This window comes from Bacillus sp. 205(2023), assembly GCF_037027485.1.
Lineage (GTDB): Bacteria > Bacillota > Bacilli > Bacillales > Bacillaceae > Bacillus > Bacillus halotolerans.
Map to the genome: position 1 here is coordinate 1 of NZ_JAXCHF010000013.1, position 15803 is coordinate 15803.

A 15803-nucleotide genomic window follows, 5' to 3' on the forward strand; every position below is an offset into this window, starting at 1 on the left:
TACCCACGTGTTACTCACCCGTCCGCCGCTAACATCAGGGAGCAAGCTCCCATCTGTCCGCTCGACTTGCATGTATTAGGCACGCCGCCAGCGTTCGTCCTGAGCCAGGATCAAACTCTCCGATAAAGTAGTTTGACTGACTACGCACATCGCTGTGCGATTTTATAATAAAACTTGAATTAACAGGTACGTTTTGTCTTGTTTAGTTTTCAAAGATCATTTTGTCACTTCGTTTAAGCGACTTTATTATTATAACTCGTTGACTCATTGAAGTCAATAACTTTTTTTGAAGTTATTTTTTTGTCATCGCCTTGTTTAGCGGCAACGAATAATAATATACCACCTTGTAAATAATAGTGCAATAGTTTTTTGAAGAAAAAACTAAGGAATTATAAAAGAGCGTCATCCTTCTATTAGAAAGGTTGACGCTCTTTTAAATTAGCGCTGTCTCATTTGCGGGAATAACAGTACATCTCGGATCGAAGGAGCATTCGTAAGCAGCATGACCAGGCGATCGATCCCGATGCCTAAGCCTCCTGTTGGCGGCATGCCATACTCCAGGGCTTCAACGAAGTCTTCATCCATTAAATGAGCTTCATCATTACCCTCTTCTCGTTCTTTTAATTGGGCTTCAAAGCGTTCTCTTTGATCAATAGGATCATTTAGCTCTGTGAATGCATTTGCGTGCTCACGGCCTACGATAAACAGTTCAAAACGGTCTGTGAAGCGCGGATCCTCTGGATTTTTCTTAGCAAGAGGAGAAATTTCTACTGGATGTCCATAAATAAACGTTGGCTGGATAAGCGTTTCCTCGATTTTTTGTTCGAAGAATTCGTTTATAATATGGCCCACTGTCATAGAGTCTTTAATCTCTACACCATGCTCTTTTGCATATTCACGGGCTTGCTCAACAGTTACATCTTCCCAGAAGTCAACGCCTGTCGCTTCTTTGACTGCGTCAACCATATGGATTCTTTTCCACTCAGGTTTCAGTTCGATTTGCTCTTCCCCGTATTGAATTGTCGTCGTGCCAAGCACTTCTTGCGCGATATGAGCGACAAGGTTTTCAGTTAAGCTCATGATATCTTTATAGTCAGCATACGCTTCATATAATTCAATCATTGTAAATTCAGGGTTATGGCGTGTAGAGACGCCTTCATTACGGAAAACACGGCCGATTTCATATACTTTTTCTAAACCGCCGACAATCAAACGTTTCAGATGCAGTTCAATCGCAATACGCATGTAGAGCGGAATATCTAAAGCATTATGATGGGTAATGAACGGACGCGCGGAGGCTCCCCCTGGAATGCTGTGCATAGTTGGTGTTTCTACTTCTAAGTATCCATGATCATCAAGGTATCTTCTCATCGCTTGAATGATCTTGCTGCGTGTGATGAACGTATGTTTGCTGTCTGGATTTACGATAAGATCCAAGTAGCGTTGACGGTAGCGCTGCTCAACGTCTTTTAAACCATGGTATTTATCCGGCAGCGGACGAAGCGCTTTTGTCAGCAAATCAAATGATGTTGCTTTTACAGACAGTTCGCCTACATTTGTTTTGAACACTTTTCCGGTTACGCCGATAAGGTCGCCAAGGTCGGAAGATTTGAAGATTTCATATTGGTCGTCACCGACACTGTCTTTTCTTACGTAGATTTGAATTTGACCTTCTAAATCCTGAAGGTGCGCGAAGCCGGCTTTTCCTTTGCCGCGTTTTGTCATCATACGGCCTGCGATTGTGACTTCAATCGCTTTTTCCTCTAACTCTTCTTTCGTTAGATTTTGATATGCCGCAATAATTTGCTCAGATTGATGAGTTCTTTCAAAACGTGCGCCGAATGGATCTATACCGTTTTCTCTCATCTGATTCATTTTGTCGCGTCTGACTTGCAGCTGGTCGTTCAATTCTTCATGATTATGCTCTTCTTGACTCATTGTTATCACTCCATTACAGATATTGTTTCATGAAAAAAGCAGAAAAACTGCCAGCGTAAAACTGGCAGTGAGCAGCAAATAGAGGTGAGTGTTATCCTACTTTTGCGTCTTGAAGCTCTTTTGCCTCAACTTCAACAGTAAATGCATCTAAAAGCTGTACAAGCTCTTCTCTTGTCTCGCAATGATTGATTCCATTACGAACCTCCGCATTGCCTCTTATGCCTTTCAGATACCATGCAGCGTGTTTTCTCATTTCTCTTACCGCTACATTTTCACCTTTTAAGTTAATCAGGCGGTCAAGATGCAGTTTGCATACCGCCATTTTTTCACGTACTTGCGGCTCTTCTTTTAATTCACCTGTTTCAAGGTATTGAACCGTACGGTAAATCATCCACGGATTGCCTAACGCGGCACGGCCGATCATGACCCCGTCTACTCCTGTTTCATCAAGCATACGCTTAGCATCCTGCGGCGTCTTGACATCGCCGTTCCCGATAACCGGAATCGATACAGATTGTTTTACTTCTTTGATAATATCCCAGTTTGCAGTTCCTTCGTACATCTGCACTCTTGTACGGCCGTGAAGCGCAACTGCTTTTCCGCCCGCACGCTCGACAGCCTGTGCGTTTTTCACCGCGAAAATGTGGTCTTCATCCCAGCCCATTCTCATTTTCACTGTGACTGGTTTATCGACGGCATCCACTACTGCAGAAACCATTTCATAAATCTTATCAGGATCGAGAAGCCATTTTGCTCCCGCATCACATTTTGTAATCTTCGGCACTGGGCATCCCATGTTAATATCAATGATATCAGCAGTTGTGTTCTGGTCTACAAACTTCGCCGCTTCCACAAGGGTTTCCTTTTTTCCTCCGAAGATTTGAAGGCTGAGCGGTTTTTCACGTTCATCAATGTAAAGCATACCCATTGTTTTGGCATTGTTGTAAAGGATCGCTTTATCACTGATCATTTCAGCGCAGACCAATCCGGCTCCGAATTCCTTTACAGTCAATCTGAATGCTGAGTTGCAGACACCGGCCATAGGGGCCAGCACAACCCGGTTTTTTAATTGAATATCACCGATTTTAAACATTTTTCCCCTCCTTTCATTTGTTATTATTTTCTGGCGGCGCTAATTCGTCCGCGCTTATATTTAAAACATCTGCTGCACTTTGAATGATGGCAGCTGACGGCAATCGGTTTCCGCGTTCAATTTCGCCGAGAATAGAAACTGATATACCTAACGCTTTCGCAAATCCTTCTTGAGTATAACCTTTCAGCTTTCTGAATGCACGAATTCGTCTACCCCAGATTTCTGCTTCCATACTCTTACACCTTCTTGGTCGGTTTCGGCGCTTTTTGCCTCTTTTTCAACCCGCGTGCATATTTCCGCAAGCGGTGCAAGGACAAATAAACGCTCATACATTCTCGGATGCGGAACAATTAGTTGCTCTGTTTCAATATTTTCACGATTAAACAGTAAAATGTCAAGGTCTGCCGTCCGCGGACCCCATCTGACTTCTCTCGTCCTGCCCAATTCATTTTCTATATGCTGCGTGAGCTCAAGGAGCTGAAACGGATTCAGCGACGTCTCGATTTCAACTGCCATATTTAAAAATTCATCTTGAGCTTCGTATCCGACTGGGTCTGTTTCGTAAATAGAAGACACTTTTGTGACTGTCACTGCCTCATGTTGATGCAGCATCGCCACCGCTCGCCGTAAATACGTTTCTCTATCTCCAATATTAGATCCAAGGGCTATATAAGCTGTATTGTTCATGATTTTTTTCTCGTGATTTCTATTGCTACTGATTTATAGTGGCCGGGAATTGGCGGATCTGGCTTAATCACTTTTACAGTACATTGCTGCACCTGATGAAATTTCTTCAGGACAGTGTCCGCAATACGTTCTGCCAGTGTTTCCACTAGTTTCACAGGCTCACCTTCGACGATGTCTTTACATACGTGATAAAGCTCGGCATAGTTAATGGTTTGCTCAAGGTCGTCTGTTTGTCCCGCTTTGCTTAAGTCCAATTCTGCGGTTAAATCGACTTTAAAACGCTGTCCGAGCTTGTTCTCCTCTTTTAACACACCGTGGTAGCCGTAAAACTCCATGCCTTCTACGTAGATTTTATCCATGATGCATCTCTCCCTTGTTCAGCATTGCATCCATCATTTTCGCCATTCTGGCTATTTGTTTTACATCATGAACTCTCACAATGTCACAGCCTTTTTGAATGCCTAAACACACGGTTGCGCCTGTGCCCTCAGTCCGCTCCTCTGGCGGAAGATCCAGGACACGGCCGATAAATCTTTTTCGGGAGGTTGCAAGAAGAACCGGATAGCCAAGTCCGCTGAAAACTTCAAGTTTGTTCATGACTGCCAGATTATCGTGATAGTTCTTCGCAAAACCAATGCCGGGATCGAGGATAATGTTCTTTTCCTCTACACCTGCTTCAACAGCTATCTTTACACTTTCCATTAAGTCCGACAGCATATCCGGTATTAAGTCGTTGTAGTTTCTCTCTTTGCGGTTATGCATGAGAACGATCGGAACATTGTGTTCAGCTGCAACAGAAGCCATTTTCGGATCGTACTTCGCTCCCCAAATATCATTGATGATTGAAGCGCCGGCTTTAACAGCTTCATCTGCGACAGAAGCCTTGTACGTATCTACAGAGATCGGCACTGCGAGCTCTTTTGTAATCCGCTCAATCACAGGAATCACTCTGGACATTTCTTCGTCCTCGGATACATATTCGGCGCCGGGTCTTGTCGATTCGCCTCCGATATCAATGATATGCGCACCGTCATCAATCATCTCTTTCGCATGCAACAGGGCATTGTCCAGGCTGTCATATTTTCCGCCATCTGAGAAAGAGTCAGGCGTTACGTTTAAAATACCCATCACCAGCGTCTTTTCTCGATATGATAATGCGCTGGGTTTGGTATGGATTACTTGGGTTTGGTCTATTGTTTGCTGCGCCATTCTCTTCCTCCCTGTCATGAATTCATGTTCTTTATTTCTTGGTGATATAGCGTTTGTAAAGCGGAAGTTATTTCTCCGTTTTGGCCCGGATAGTTCACTTCTTCTATTTTAGAAAACGGAATGATCTCAAGAACCGAGTTGGTCATCCATGCTTCATCTGCTGTCAAAAGGGCTTCAAGCTGGTAGCGGCCTGTTTTGACATCCATCCCTATTTTCTTTGCGTTCTCCATGACAAAACGTCTCGTGACGCCGTCAAGAATTCCGGTATCAAGTGATGGTGTATAGATAGAGCTGCCTTTTCTCCAGAAGACATTTGAAATGATGCCCTCTGCTACAGCGCAATCCTCCGTTAAAAAGATCCCTTCAAACCGCGGATCATTTCCGATCTCCCGTTTCGCATACATATTATTTAAATAGTGATGTGATTTTAACCGGAACGGCCCCTCTGGTGTGTTTCTCCGTATCGATAAAACCTTTCCTTCCTTTTGCAAAGGAAGACTTTCTGGTTTTAGCTGGTTAACAAAACATAAGACAGTCGGGTTATCGTAAGTTTGAGCAGCGAAGCCTTTATCACTGATGCCGGCTGATATGTTCAGCCTGACGCGGGCATTGCCGTCTTTGATATCATTCAGCCCGAGCAGCTTGTCCAGCATTTCAATCATCTCTTGTTTTGTCACAGTGTATTCGATTTGCAGATCCTTAAGTGCGCGTTCAAGCCGTTCTATATGCCAATCAAGCAGGAACGGCCGGCCTTCATAAAGCCTGAAGGTCTCAAACACACCGATCCCATATAAAAAACCATGGTCAAAAGGAGAAAGAACTGCATCTTTCTCCTCTATAAATCGGCCGTTTACATATATCATCACGCAATGACTTCCTTGCGGTACGTTTCAATAAAATTTCTGAGCATTTCTTTTCCAAAGGAAGTCATAATAGACTCTGGATGAAATTGAACGCCTTCTATCGGAAGGTCATTGTGCCGAATAGCCATGATTTCTCCTTCTTTCGTTTGTGCGGTTACTGTGAAACAGCTTGGCAGCGTCTCAGGTTTTACGATCAATGAGTGGTATCGTGTCGCCACAAGCGGGTTTTGCAAACCTTTAAAGATCGTCTTGCCGTCATGCTCGATTTCTGAGGTTTTTCCGTGCATCAGCCGCTCTGCTCTGACCACGTCTCCGCCAAACACCTGTGCGATAGACTGATGTCCGAGACACACACCAAAAATGGGAATTTTGCCTGCGAAGTATTTAATTGCTTCAAGGCTGATTCCAGCTTCATCAGGACTGCACGGTCCGGGTGAAATCATTAAGAAATCCGGTGACAGCTCTTCAATTTGCTCTATTGTGATATCGTCATTGCGTTTTACAATCAGCTCTTCTCCAAGCTCGCCCAAATACTGCACTAAGTTGTACGTGAAAGAATCATAGTTATCAATCATTAAAATCATTTCTCCGCTCACCTCATCTAATTTTTGTCTCTGCTTCGCTCAGCTCTAACGCCTTTTGCATCGCAAAAGCTTTTTTGAATGATTCTCTGTATTCATGCTTAGGAACAGAATCAATCACAACTCCTGCTCCGGATTGCATAAACGCCTGCCCTCCGGCTGCATAAATGGTTCGGATCACAATATTAAACTGAAGATCCTGATTATACCCAAACCACCCTATAGATCCAGTATAAAGCCCACGGCGTGTCGGCTCAAGTTCTTCTATAATTTCCATTGTCCTTACTTTAGGAGCACCTGTAATCGTTCCTCCAGGAAATACAGCATGAATAATATCTACAGCGTCGTATCCATCCTGCAGTTCACCTTGGACATTAGACACAATGTGCATGACGTGGGAGTATTTTTCAATTGCCATGAATTCATTAACCCGCACTGATCCGTAACGGGAAACTCTGCCCAAATCATTTCGTTCGAGATCAACCAGCATGACATGCTCAGCGCGTTCTTTTTCATTATGGATTAATTCATTTGCTAGCGCTTCGTCTTCCTCATCCGTTTTCCCTCTGGAACGAGTGCCCGCGATCGGTCTTGTCTCTAACAGTTTGCCCTTTTTGCTGACAAGAAGTTCAGGAGATCCGCAAATAATTTGGAAATCTGGTGTTTCTAAATATGCCATATATGGAGAAGGATTCACTTCTCTCAGCTTTTTGTAGATATCATACGGGTGAGCAGACAGCGACTGCGACTGCCTGATCGATAGATTGACTTGAAAAACATCTCCGCTGGCAATGTATTGCTTGATTTTCTCTACAGCCTGAGAAAAGCCTTCTTCAGTAAAAGGCGCTGCAAAGGAACCGTCAGCTGTATATGTCATCTCTTGTAACGGCTCACCGGGAAGCTCAGACAGCCACATATGTTCGAGCTGGGACAACTTTTCGTCCGCTGATTCGTTCTCATCATTCACATGAGTGACCAGCCAAAGAGCCTGTTCTTCATGGTCATAGACGGCTATATCATCAAAGACAAGAAAATAGATATCAGGTGTCTCCAGGTCATCTAATGAGAGCATTTTAAAATTTTCAATGTAGCGTGCGTAATCATAGCTAAGAAAGCCGATTGCTCCCCCTTGAAAATCAGGCAGTTCTTCATCCGTTTCTGTTTCCAGCGTTTTAAACCAACTGTGGAAAGCGCGTAATGGGTCACCCTCTTTAAACAGTGTCTCATCCCCATGCTTAATGGTTGTAATTCCGTCTTTTCCCTTGACAGCCGCAATTGGATCAATACCGGCTATACTGTATCTGCCGCCTCTTGCACTTTCAAGAAGCACGTGCTGTTTTCTGGATTGTGAAAGTTTCTCATATTGTTGCAAGAATGAATCTTTTTGAAAAGGTACTTTTCTGCCTGCCGGTCTGCGTTGTGCCATTTATATCATTCCTCTGTTTTCTTTTTCTGCTTTTTTTATTGTAAAGCAATATCATGAGTGAAAAAAGTGAATTTCTCTTCCAAGGATAAGATTCGTTGCGGACACGGCATATTTGATGCACAAATAAAAAAACTCCCGGGCACCGGGAGTTTTTTCGAGCTTTTTAATCGAATTGATACAGCGGCGTACTCAAATAACGTTCGCCGTTACTCGGAATGATAGCCAATACTTTTTTGCCCTTTCCGAGTTTTTTCGCTACTTCAATAGCAGCATAAATGGCCGCACCTGATGAGATGCCTCCGAGAATTCCTTCTTCACGTGCAGCTCTGCGTGCATATTCAAATGCTTCTTCATTTTTCACAGGGAAAATTTCATCGTATACTTCAGTGTTTAAGATGTCGGGCACAAAGCCAGCTCCGATTCCCTGAATTTTGTGAGGGCCTGGTTTTCCTCCTGAAAGCACTGGGGAATCTGACGGTTCAACAGCGTAGATTTTGACGGAAGGATATGCTTCCTTCAGGACTTCACCCGCTCCTGTAATCGTTCCGCCTGTTCCGATTCCGGCTACAAATGCATCAAGCTGGTCATCACCGAATTGCTCAACGATTTCTTTACCTGTTGTTTGGCGGTGGATTTCAGGGTTCGATGGGTTGTTAAACTGCTGCGGCACGAAGTATCCGTGTTTTTCAGCAAGCTCTTCCGCTTTTTTAATAGCGCCTTTCATGCCTTCCGCACCCGGAGTCAGCACAAGCTCAGCACCATATGCGCGAAGAAGGTTGCGGCGCTCCATGCTCATTGTGTCAGGCATAACCAAAATCGCTTTTAAACCTTTAGCCGCAGCAACCATTGCAAGCCCGATTCCTGTATTTCCGCTTGTCGGTTCAATGATTGTATCGCCAGCTTTTAATTTCCCTTCTTTTTCAGCGGCTTCAATCATCGCTAAACCGATACGGTCTTTTACACTGCTTCCAGGGTTCATGTATTCAAGCTTCAAATATACATCCGCACTGTTTTCATCAACAAGGCGATTTAATTTAACGATTGGCGTATTCCCAATTAATTCAGTAATGGAGTTTGCTACACGTACCATTCTCGACACCTCAATTTCCGACTATTTGTATTGGTATTATGTATATAATCTATCAATTTCAAAATTTTTTGTCAATCATTTAGTACTTTTTTCCCCATAGAACCAAGACACGTCAGCTTCTTTCCAAAGCGATTTTACAGTTGCTTTATCACCTAATTGATCCATTGCGATCTGGCGTTTAATCTGATTCTTCACTTCATCATATGAGAATGTTCTCGCATTTAACTTTTCTTTCAGTTGAATAATTGCATAGCCGTTGTTTACCTTTATCGGTTCGTCTGACCATTCATCTTGTTTTAGTGTCTTTGCTTCTTCAATGTATGATGACGGAATGTTGTCTGATGCCTCGGTGACAAACCCTAAATCTCCCCCGTACGGTGATGTATACCTGTCTGTGGACCGTTCCGCCGCAACAGCTTCAAAGCTCGAGCCGCCTTCAAGCTCTTTTAAAACTTGTCTGGCTTCCTCTTCATCCTTTACAACAATATGCCGAATACGATACGAATCATCAAACTGATACAGTTCTTTATTTTGATTATAAAATGATTTCATTTCTGCCTTTGAAATATCAATATCCTTTGTTAATAATTCCTCAAGAAGAATATTATAGCGAATTTGGTCTTTCCACTCTTTTTCAGTTGTATGCTCGTCTTCGTAAAATGAATTATTCACCGCCTTAATCAGCAGAAATTCCCGATCAATTTCGCTTTTAGATACTTTGAGATTGTTCTTTTTGGCAAGCTGCTCTACCACTCGGACATTGATCATATCTTCAAGTGTTGATTTTCCGTATTCATCTTCCATTTCCTTCAGCCATTCTTCTCTTGTGACGCTTTTGCCTCCAATAGTAGCAATGGACTCGTCGGACGGGGAAGCACTGGCTTGAGATTTCGTCAGTGTATATGCCACTGCGATACAGCATACCAGCAGCGCGCCCCAAATGATTGTCCAGATTGTTCTTGATTTCAAATTTACTGTCAGCCCCTTTTCTTAAATTCAAAAAACCCGCTAAAGAGCTTAGCGGGTCGTTTGGTCTCGAAGCTCTTCCAGCTCTTCTTTTGTAAATAAGTACTTTTCATTACAAAAATGGCATACTGCTTCGGCTTGTCCATCTTCTTCTATCATATCTTGAATTTCTTTTTTGCCTAGTCCCAAAACGGCTGTTTCAAAACGCTCTTTTGAACAAGGGCAATGGAATTTAACAGGCATGGTTTCCAAAATCTCAGGCTTTTCTCCTAAGACTTCTTCCAAAATTTCTTCCGGTGCAAGCCCTTTTTGAATCAGTTTAGAAATAGGTTCTACTACAGATAGACGCTGCTCAATTTTTGTGATGGTTTCATCATCTGTTCCCGGAAGGAGCTGAAGAATGAAACCTCCTGCCGCCAAAATGGTGTTGTCTGGGTTAACAAGCACGCCGACACCTACAGAAGAAGGAACCTGCTCCGATGATACAAGATAGTACGTAAAATCTTCTCCCAGTTCTCCGGAAACGATTTCTACTTGCCCTGTGAAGAACTCGCGCAGGCCTAAATCTTTTACAACACTTAATGTTCCATCTGTTCCAACAGCTCGTCTGACATCCAGCTTGCCGTGTTCATTCAAGTCAAAATGAACATGCGGGTTTGAGACATATGCCCTGACTTCCCCTTTAGCATTCGCATCAGCAACAATCGCGCCGATTGGCCCGCCGCCTTCCACTTTCACTGTCAGCTTATCATCACCTTTCAGCATAGAACCAAGCATGAGTGAAGCTGTCATTGTACGGCCCAGTGCAGCGGATGCTGTCGGCCATGTATCATGCCGTCTCTGTCCTTCATTCACCATATCAGTCGTTTTTGCAGCATATGCGCGAACTTTCCCGTCATACGCCAGCGCTTTTACTAAATAATCCATTGCAAAACCTCCTATACACTTCCCACGCGGTTTCGTTCATAAATCAATTCCAGCCCTTTTAGGGTTAAGAATGGATCAACGATGTCTATACAATCTGATTCGTTTGCGATTAATGGCGCAAGACCGCCTGTCGCAATGACTTTCGGTTCTTGTTTTGCCTGCCATTTCATTCGTTTTACGATTCCTTCCACTTGGCCGACATAGCCAAATAAAATTCCTGATTGCATCGCGCTTACAGTGCTTTTTCCGATAATATTGTCAGGCCGGGCGATTTCAATACGCGGAAGCTTCGCCGCACGCGAGTACAGCGCCTCAGTCGAAATTGTAATTCCAGGCGCAATCGCTCCGCCCATATATTGTTTGTTTTCATCGATATAACAGTACGTTGTGGCTGTACCGAAATCAACAACAATCAAAGGATTGCCGTACAAGTGAATGGCCGCAACAGCATTTACGATTCTGTCAGCGCCTACTTCTTTCGGATTGTCGTACTTTATATTTAAACCAGTTTTCATACCAGGACCGACAATTTGCGGTTCGATATGAAAGTATTTTGTGCACATTCTCTCTAACGCAAACATAATTGGCGGCACAACTGAAGAAATAATAATGCCTTCTATTTGTTCAAACATGAGACCTGAATGATCAAATAAAGAGCGCAGAATCATCCCGAACTCATCTTCTGTTTTATGCCTGCTTGTTTCTATACGCCAGTGATATTCTAATTCACCATCATGATATACACCAAGTACAGTATTGGTGTTCCCCACATCAATAACAAGTAACAACCTCTATCACCACTTTTGAATAGTTTCTCTATCATTACTTTTACAAACATTCTACAATACCATACACGATCGGCGGCTCATTTGTAAACAAATCGATACCATAATTGGATGATTGAAAAGAGGGGCAGCAGAGGCGGGATTCACATAAAAAAACTGCCAGCGTCAGCCGGCAGTTTTTATCAGAAAGCGTTACTCTTTCGTATCGTCTTTCTTTTCTTCTTCTGTTTTTGACAGAATGTTTACTTTGACATCATCGTTCTTCTCATCATCAGAGAACTTACGCTCAGGCAATGTTCCGTGATCGACAAGGTGTTTGATTTGTTCAGCATCCAGTGTTTCAACTTCCAGAAGCGTCTGAGCAATCAATTCAAGCTTGTCACGATTTTCTGTCAGGATTGTTTTCGCACGCTCGTAACACTCTTTGATAATGCGCTGAATTTCCTGATCAATTTCGTAGGCAATTTGATCACTGTAGTTTTGTTCGTTGTTGAAATCACGGCCTAAGAATACCTGGCCACCCTGAGACTGTCCAAATTGCAGCGGTCCCAGTTTTTCTGACATACCGAATTCTGTAACCATTCGTCTTGCAATATTTGTCGCACGCTGGAAGTCATTGTGCGCTCCTGTGCTGACTTCGCCAAAGATAATTTCTTCAGCAACACGTCCGCCCAAGAGACCGACAATTTTATCAAGCAGCTCCGGCTTTGTCTGGAAGTAACGGTCTTCTCTTGGAAGCATAACTGCATAACCGCCAGCCTGGCCCCGAGGAACAATCGTTACTTTATGAACCATATCAGCCTCATCTAAAACGAGTCCGATAACGGTGTGTCCGCCTTCGTGATATGCCACGATATTGCGTTCTTTCTTGGAGATGACGCGGCTTTTCTTAGCTGGTCCGGCAATAACACGGTCCGTAGCTTCATCAATGTCGCGAGCATCGATTTTTTTCTTGTTTTGACGAGCCGCCACAAGAGCAGCTTCATTCAATAGGTTTTCTAAGTCAGCGCCTGAGAAACCAGGTGTTCTCATGGCAATCGATTTCAGGTTTACCGTTTCATCCAGCGGTTTGTTTCTCGCATGGACTTTCAATACAGCTTCACGTCCAATTACATCTGGGCGGTCCACTGTGATTTGACGGTCAAAACGTCCCGGACGAAGTAAGGCTGGGTCCAAGATGTCCGCACGGTTCGTTGCGGCAATGATGATAATTCCTTCATTGGCACTGAATCCGTCCATTTCAACAAGCAATTGGTTGAGCGTCTGTTCACGTTCATCGTGTCCGCCGCCGAGACCCGCTCCACGCTGGCGTCCGACTGCGTCAATTTCATCAATGAAGATCAAACAAGGCGCATTCTTTTTCGCGTTTTCGAACAAGTCACGCACACGGGAAGCACCGACACCTACAAACATTTCAACGAAATCAGATCCACTGATGCTGAAGAATGGCACACCGGCTTCACCGGCTGATGCTCTTGCAAGAAGTGTTTTACCGGTACCCGGAGGTCCGACTAAAAGCACACCTTTAGGGATTCTTGCGCCAAGCTCGGCAAACTTGCGGGGATCTTTCAGAAATTCAACAACTTCCACAAGTTCTTGTTTCTCCTCGTCTGCCCCTGCAACGTCTTTAAATTTGACGCGTTTCTTTTCCTCTGTATATAGCTTCGCCTTACTCTTACCAAAGTTCATGACACGGCTGCCGCCGCCTTGAGCTTGATTGAGCAGGAAGAAGAACAGAATAAAGATAATGACAAATGGGATGATGGTCGTCAGGAACGTCACCCATCCGCTTGTTTCTTGAGCGGGATCAACCTTTACATCTGTCTTTTTTATAGCATTAAAGATCTGGTCTGCTCCCTTTCCTTCAGGAACATGAGTCAAAAAGTATTGATCCTTGTCGTAATTTTTCAGCTGTCCTTTTACCTCATAAACACCTCTGACAGGCTGAACCGACACGCTATCAACTTTCCCGTCATCCAGGTTTTTGATGAACGTGCTGTACGACATATTTTCTGTTTTCGGATTTGAGGTCTGGAAGTAGCTCACAACCCCGATTACTACTAATAAAATAAGTAAATAAAAAATGGTATTACGGAAGACCCGATTCATTCCTTACCTCCTCCCACAGTAAGCACAACTATGTTCAATAGTACCATAGAAAATCATTCCAATACAACCAATAACCATCTCGGAAGCAGGCTGCCGATCAGCTTTCATAAACTGCCGGTTTTAACACTCCGATATAAGGCAGATTGCGATAGCGCTCAGCATAATCAAGTCCGTAACCCACTACAAACGCGTCAGGAACTTTAAAGCCGACGAAGTCTGCTTTAATGTCCGCTTTTCTTCCGCTTGGTTTATCCAAAAGGGTAACAATCTTAATTGATTTTGCTTTACGGTATCGGAAGAGCTCTACTAGATAACTTAAGGTTAACCCACTGTCGATGATATCTTCAATAATTAAGATGTCCCGGCCCTCTACAGATGTATCCAAATCTTTAATGATTTTTACTTCTCCAGATGAAACCGTAGATTTTCCGTAGCTTGATACATCCATGAAATCCATTTCCAAATATGTATCAATATGCTTGATAAGATCCGCCATAAAAGGAAGAGCTCCTTTTAACACACCGATTGCCAACGGAAATTTATCTTGATACTCGCTTGTTAAGTCTGCACCTAACTCTTTTACTTTCTCTTGTATCTCTTCCTCTGAGATCAGAACTGTTTCAATATCATGTTTCATCATGATTATGCTTGCCCCCTACACTTTTCATGCTGTCTATATTGTAATACAATGCGGTCACTGTTTGGAATCACAAGATCTTCAAAAATGGATTTTTTCAAGCCCGGTATCCAGATAATTTCACCGCTTGCATCCGTCACAACCGGCCAGTTGTCTCTTTCTTGCAGAGGCAATTTCTTATCAATAAATATATCCTTTACCTTTTTCGAGCCGTTCATCCCTTTTAGTTTTATCCGATCGCCAGCTTTTCTTGTCCGGATCGTCAAGGGAAATCTCACCTTATCTTGACTTGTAATAAAAACAGAATTCCCATGACCTTCAAGAGATTCCGCGTTACGCTTTGCCTCTATCAGAAATCCGTTTGGGAGCACTGCCGTCTCATCGGCAGCTCCGCTTAGTTGATATTCAAAGGGAACATTTTTGCACTGCCATTGTTCAAATGTAAACAAACATGTCTGATATGATTTGACCACCTTCAGTCCTTTCGGAAAGTCCAGTACTCCTGAAGGACCGCCCTTATCCGCCCAATCCAAAAACTGCTGAATATGATGAGCTGAAAAGGATGATGGAACGTTTTCATAAAGATAGTTTAATATTAGTTGAACTCCTCTTCTTTGTAAAGGCATCGGGAGGGCAAGCAATTGAGAGGAATTGATTTCAACTGATATTTTAGACTGGCTTGTGATTACTTTATTCATTTCTTCTTTCGTTAATGACTGTAAGAATTGCTCATCTTCAGTCAGTGCTTCGCTTACTTTCTGAAACCTTTTATGCACATCCGGTGATTCCTGTTTCAAAAAAGGGAGCACTGCTTTTCTGAATCTGTTTCTAGTGTAATCATCTTTGGCGTTGCTTTCGTCCGTCCGGTAGCTCAAAGCGTTTTCATGGCAATAATGAAGAATCTCTTCTTTTGTAATGGCTAGAAATGGTCTGATCATCTGTCCCGTTTCAAACCGTCTTACCGGCTGCATGCCGGCAAGTCCAGCTCCGAGTGTGCCTTTGGCCAGTCTCATAAGCATTGTTTCAACCTGATCATCTCCATGATGAGCAAGTGCAAGATAATCCGCTTGATGCTTGGACATCACTTCCTTAAAAAACTGATATCGGCAATCACGGGCAGCTGCCTGCTTGTTGAGACCGTTTTTCTCAGCATACGCAGTTACATTGATTTGAGCCGTTTCACATTTGATCTGTTCAGCCTCACAATACGCTTGGACAAAACGCATGTCTTCCTCAGATTGTGCCCCTCTGAACCGGTGGTCTACGTGAGCCGCAATCACATTGGCTGAACGGCCGTATAACGCATGAAGCGCGTGAAGGAGAGCCATCGAATCCGGACCGCCGGAAACGCCTACAATAATTGTCGCCCCTTTTAACGTAAGATTGTGTTTGATAAAAAAATCTTTGACACTGTTCACAATGTCCTCCTCACAATGAGCAGGTATTTTAAAGATATTCATATCCTATCACTTTCAATCCTTCCAAGCAAAGA

At 43.4% G+C, this 15803-nt stretch carries 16 protein-coding genes and 1 rRNA gene; all 17 read right to left on the reverse strand.

The window, feature by feature from the left end; all coding sequences use genetic code 11:
* Window positions 1-126: ribosomal RNA gene (locus WA325_RS19325) — 16S ribosomal RNA — on the reverse strand; the annotation flags it as partial.
* Window positions 127-438: 312 nt separating this feature from the next.
* The gene (lysS, locus tag WA325_RS19330) at window positions 439-1938 is read right to left on the reverse strand and encodes a lysine--tRNA ligase (RefSeq protein ID WP_024123647.1); all 1500 of its coding nucleotides are present in this window, start codon (window positions 1936-1938) and stop codon (window positions 439-441) included.
* 91 nt (window positions 1939-2029) lie between these two features.
* Window positions 2030-3031 (reverse strand): tRNA dihydrouridine synthase DusB, encoded by a 1002-nt coding sequence (gene dusB / locus WA325_RS19335; RefSeq protein WP_024123646.1) that lies wholly within the window; start codon window positions 3029-3031, stop codon window positions 2030-2032.
* A 13-nt stretch (window positions 3032-3044) separates the two neighbouring features.
* Window positions 3045-3263 (reverse strand): helix-turn-helix domain-containing protein, encoded by a 219-nt coding sequence (locus WA325_RS19340; RefSeq protein ID WP_024123645.1) that lies wholly within the window; start codon window positions 3261-3263, stop codon window positions 3045-3047.
* Window positions 3215-3718, reverse strand: a complete 504-nt coding sequence (gene folK / locus WA325_RS19345; protein ID WP_024123644.1) for a 2-amino-4-hydroxy-6-hydroxymethyldihydropteridine diphosphokinase — start codon at window positions 3716-3718, stop codon at window positions 3215-3217. Before folK ends, WA325_RS19340 begins: the two co-directional genes overlap by 49 nt.
* Window positions 3715-4077 (reverse strand): dihydroneopterin aldolase, encoded by a 363-nt coding sequence (folB, locus tag WA325_RS19350; RefSeq protein ID WP_095714744.1) that lies wholly within the window; start codon window positions 4075-4077, stop codon window positions 3715-3717. Before folB ends, folK begins: the two co-directional genes overlap by 4 nt.
* Window positions 4070-4927 carry a dihydropteroate synthase gene (gene folP, locus WA325_RS19355; protein ID WP_336184091.1) on the reverse strand — a complete coding sequence of 286 codons (858 nt, stop codon included), beginning with the start codon at window positions 4925-4927 and terminating at the stop codon, window positions 4070-4072. The genes folB and folP overlap by 8 nt, the downstream gene beginning before the upstream one ends.
* A 14-nt stretch (window positions 4928-4941) precedes the next feature.
* On the reverse strand, window positions 4942-5790 hold the full coding sequence (pabC, locus tag WA325_RS19360; protein ID WP_106021683.1) for an aminodeoxychorismate lyase: 849 nt from the start codon (window positions 5788-5790) through the stop codon (window positions 4942-4944).
* Window positions 5790-6374 carry an aminodeoxychorismate/anthranilate synthase component II gene (gene pabA, locus WA325_RS19365; protein WP_185848356.1) on the reverse strand — a complete coding sequence of 195 codons (585 nt, stop codon included), beginning with the start codon at window positions 6372-6374 and terminating at the stop codon, window positions 5790-5792. The genes pabC and pabA overlap by 1 nt, the downstream gene beginning before the upstream one ends.
* Before the next feature lie 13 nt (window positions 6375-6387).
* A complete protein-coding gene (locus WA325_RS19370; protein WP_336184092.1) occupies window positions 6388-7797 on the reverse strand; it encodes an anthranilate synthase component I family protein in 1410 nt (469 codons plus the stop codon).
* 163 nt (window positions 7798-7960) lie between these two features.
* Entirely contained in the window at window positions 7961-8887 is a 927-nt protein-coding gene (gene cysK, locus WA325_RS19375; RefSeq protein ID WP_024123638.1) for a cysteine synthase A, read from the reverse strand.
* Between the two features lie 75 nt (window positions 8888-8962).
* Entirely contained in the window at window positions 8963-9856 is an 894-nt protein-coding gene (locus WA325_RS19380) for a peptidyl-prolyl cis-trans isomerase (protein ID WP_105955692.1), read from the reverse strand.
* A 48-nt stretch (window positions 9857-9904) separates the two neighbouring features.
* Window positions 9905-10780: a redox-regulated molecular chaperone HslO gene (gene hslO, locus WA325_RS19385; protein WP_024123636.1), complete on the reverse strand. Its 876-nt coding sequence runs from the start codon at window positions 10778-10780 to the stop codon at window positions 9905-9907.
* An 11-nt stretch (window positions 10781-10791) separates the two neighbouring features.
* Entirely contained in the window at window positions 10792-11568 is a 777-nt protein-coding gene (locus tag WA325_RS19390; RefSeq protein WP_044153475.1) for a type III pantothenate kinase, read from the reverse strand.
* 189 nt (window positions 11569-11757) lie between these two features.
* Window positions 11758-13674 carry an ATP-dependent zinc metalloprotease FtsH gene (gene ftsH / locus WA325_RS19395; protein WP_024123634.1) on the reverse strand — a complete coding sequence of 639 codons (1917 nt, stop codon included), beginning with the start codon at window positions 13672-13674 and terminating at the stop codon, window positions 11758-11760.
* A gap of 97 nt (window positions 13675-13771) precedes the next feature.
* A complete protein-coding gene (gene hpt / locus WA325_RS19400; RefSeq protein WP_038954341.1) occupies window positions 13772-14314 on the reverse strand; it encodes a hypoxanthine phosphoribosyltransferase in 543 nt (180 codons plus the stop codon).
* 2 nt (window positions 14315-14316) lie between these two features.
* A complete protein-coding gene (gene tilS, locus WA325_RS19405; RefSeq protein ID WP_105992086.1) occupies window positions 14317-15729 on the reverse strand; it encodes a tRNA lysidine(34) synthetase TilS in 1413 nt (470 codons plus the stop codon).
* Window positions 15730-15803 lie beyond the last annotated feature (74 nt).

What these genes read in the sequence shown, in the direction of transcription:
- lysS (WP_024123647.1), bottom strand. Translation starts at nt 1,938, where the DNA reads ATGAGTCAAGAAGAGCATAATCATGAAGAATTGAACGACCAGCTGCAA.
- dusB (WP_024123646.1), bottom strand. Translation starts at nt 3,031, where the DNA reads ATGTTTAAAATCGGTGATATTCAATTAAAAAACCGGGTTGTGCTGGCC.
- WA325_RS19340 (WP_024123645.1), bottom strand. Translation starts at nt 3,263, where the DNA reads ATGGAAGCAGAAATCTGGGGTAGACGAATTCGTGCATTCAGAAAGCTG.
- folK (WP_024123644.1), bottom strand. Translation starts at nt 3,718, where the DNA reads ATGAACAATACAGCTTATATAGCCCTTGGATCTAATATTGGAGATAGA.
- folB (WP_095714744.1), bottom strand. Translation starts at nt 4,077, where the DNA reads ATGGATAAAATCTACGTAGAAGGCATGGAGTTTTACGGCTACCACGGT.
- folP (WP_336184091.1), bottom strand. Translation starts at nt 4,927, where the DNA reads ATGGCGCAGCAAACAATAGACCAAACCCAAGTAATCCATACCAAACCC.
- pabC (WP_106021683.1), bottom strand. Translation starts at nt 5,790, where the DNA reads ATGATATATGTAAACGGCCGATTTATAGAGGAGAAAGATGCAGTTCTT.
- pabA (WP_185848356.1), bottom strand. Translation starts at nt 6,374, where the DNA reads ATGATTTTAATGATTGATAACTATGATTCTTTCACGTACAACTTAGTG.
- WA325_RS19370 (WP_336184092.1), bottom strand. Translation starts at nt 7,797, where the DNA reads ATGGCACAACGCAGACCGGCAGGCAGAAAAGTACCTTTTCAAAAAGAT.
- cysK (WP_024123638.1), bottom strand. Translation starts at nt 8,887, where the DNA reads ATGGTACGTGTAGCAAACTCCATTACTGAATTAATTGGGAATACGCCA.
- hslO (WP_024123636.1), bottom strand. Translation starts at nt 10,780, where the DNA reads ATGGATTATTTAGTAAAAGCGCTGGCGTATGACGGGAAAGTTCGCGCA.
- ftsH (WP_024123634.1), bottom strand. Translation starts at nt 13,674, where the DNA reads ATGAATCGGGTCTTCCGTAATACCATTTTTTATTTACTTATTTTATTA.
- hpt (WP_038954341.1), bottom strand. Translation starts at nt 14,314, where the DNA reads ATGATGAAACATGATATTGAAACAGTTCTGATCTCAGAGGAAGAGATA.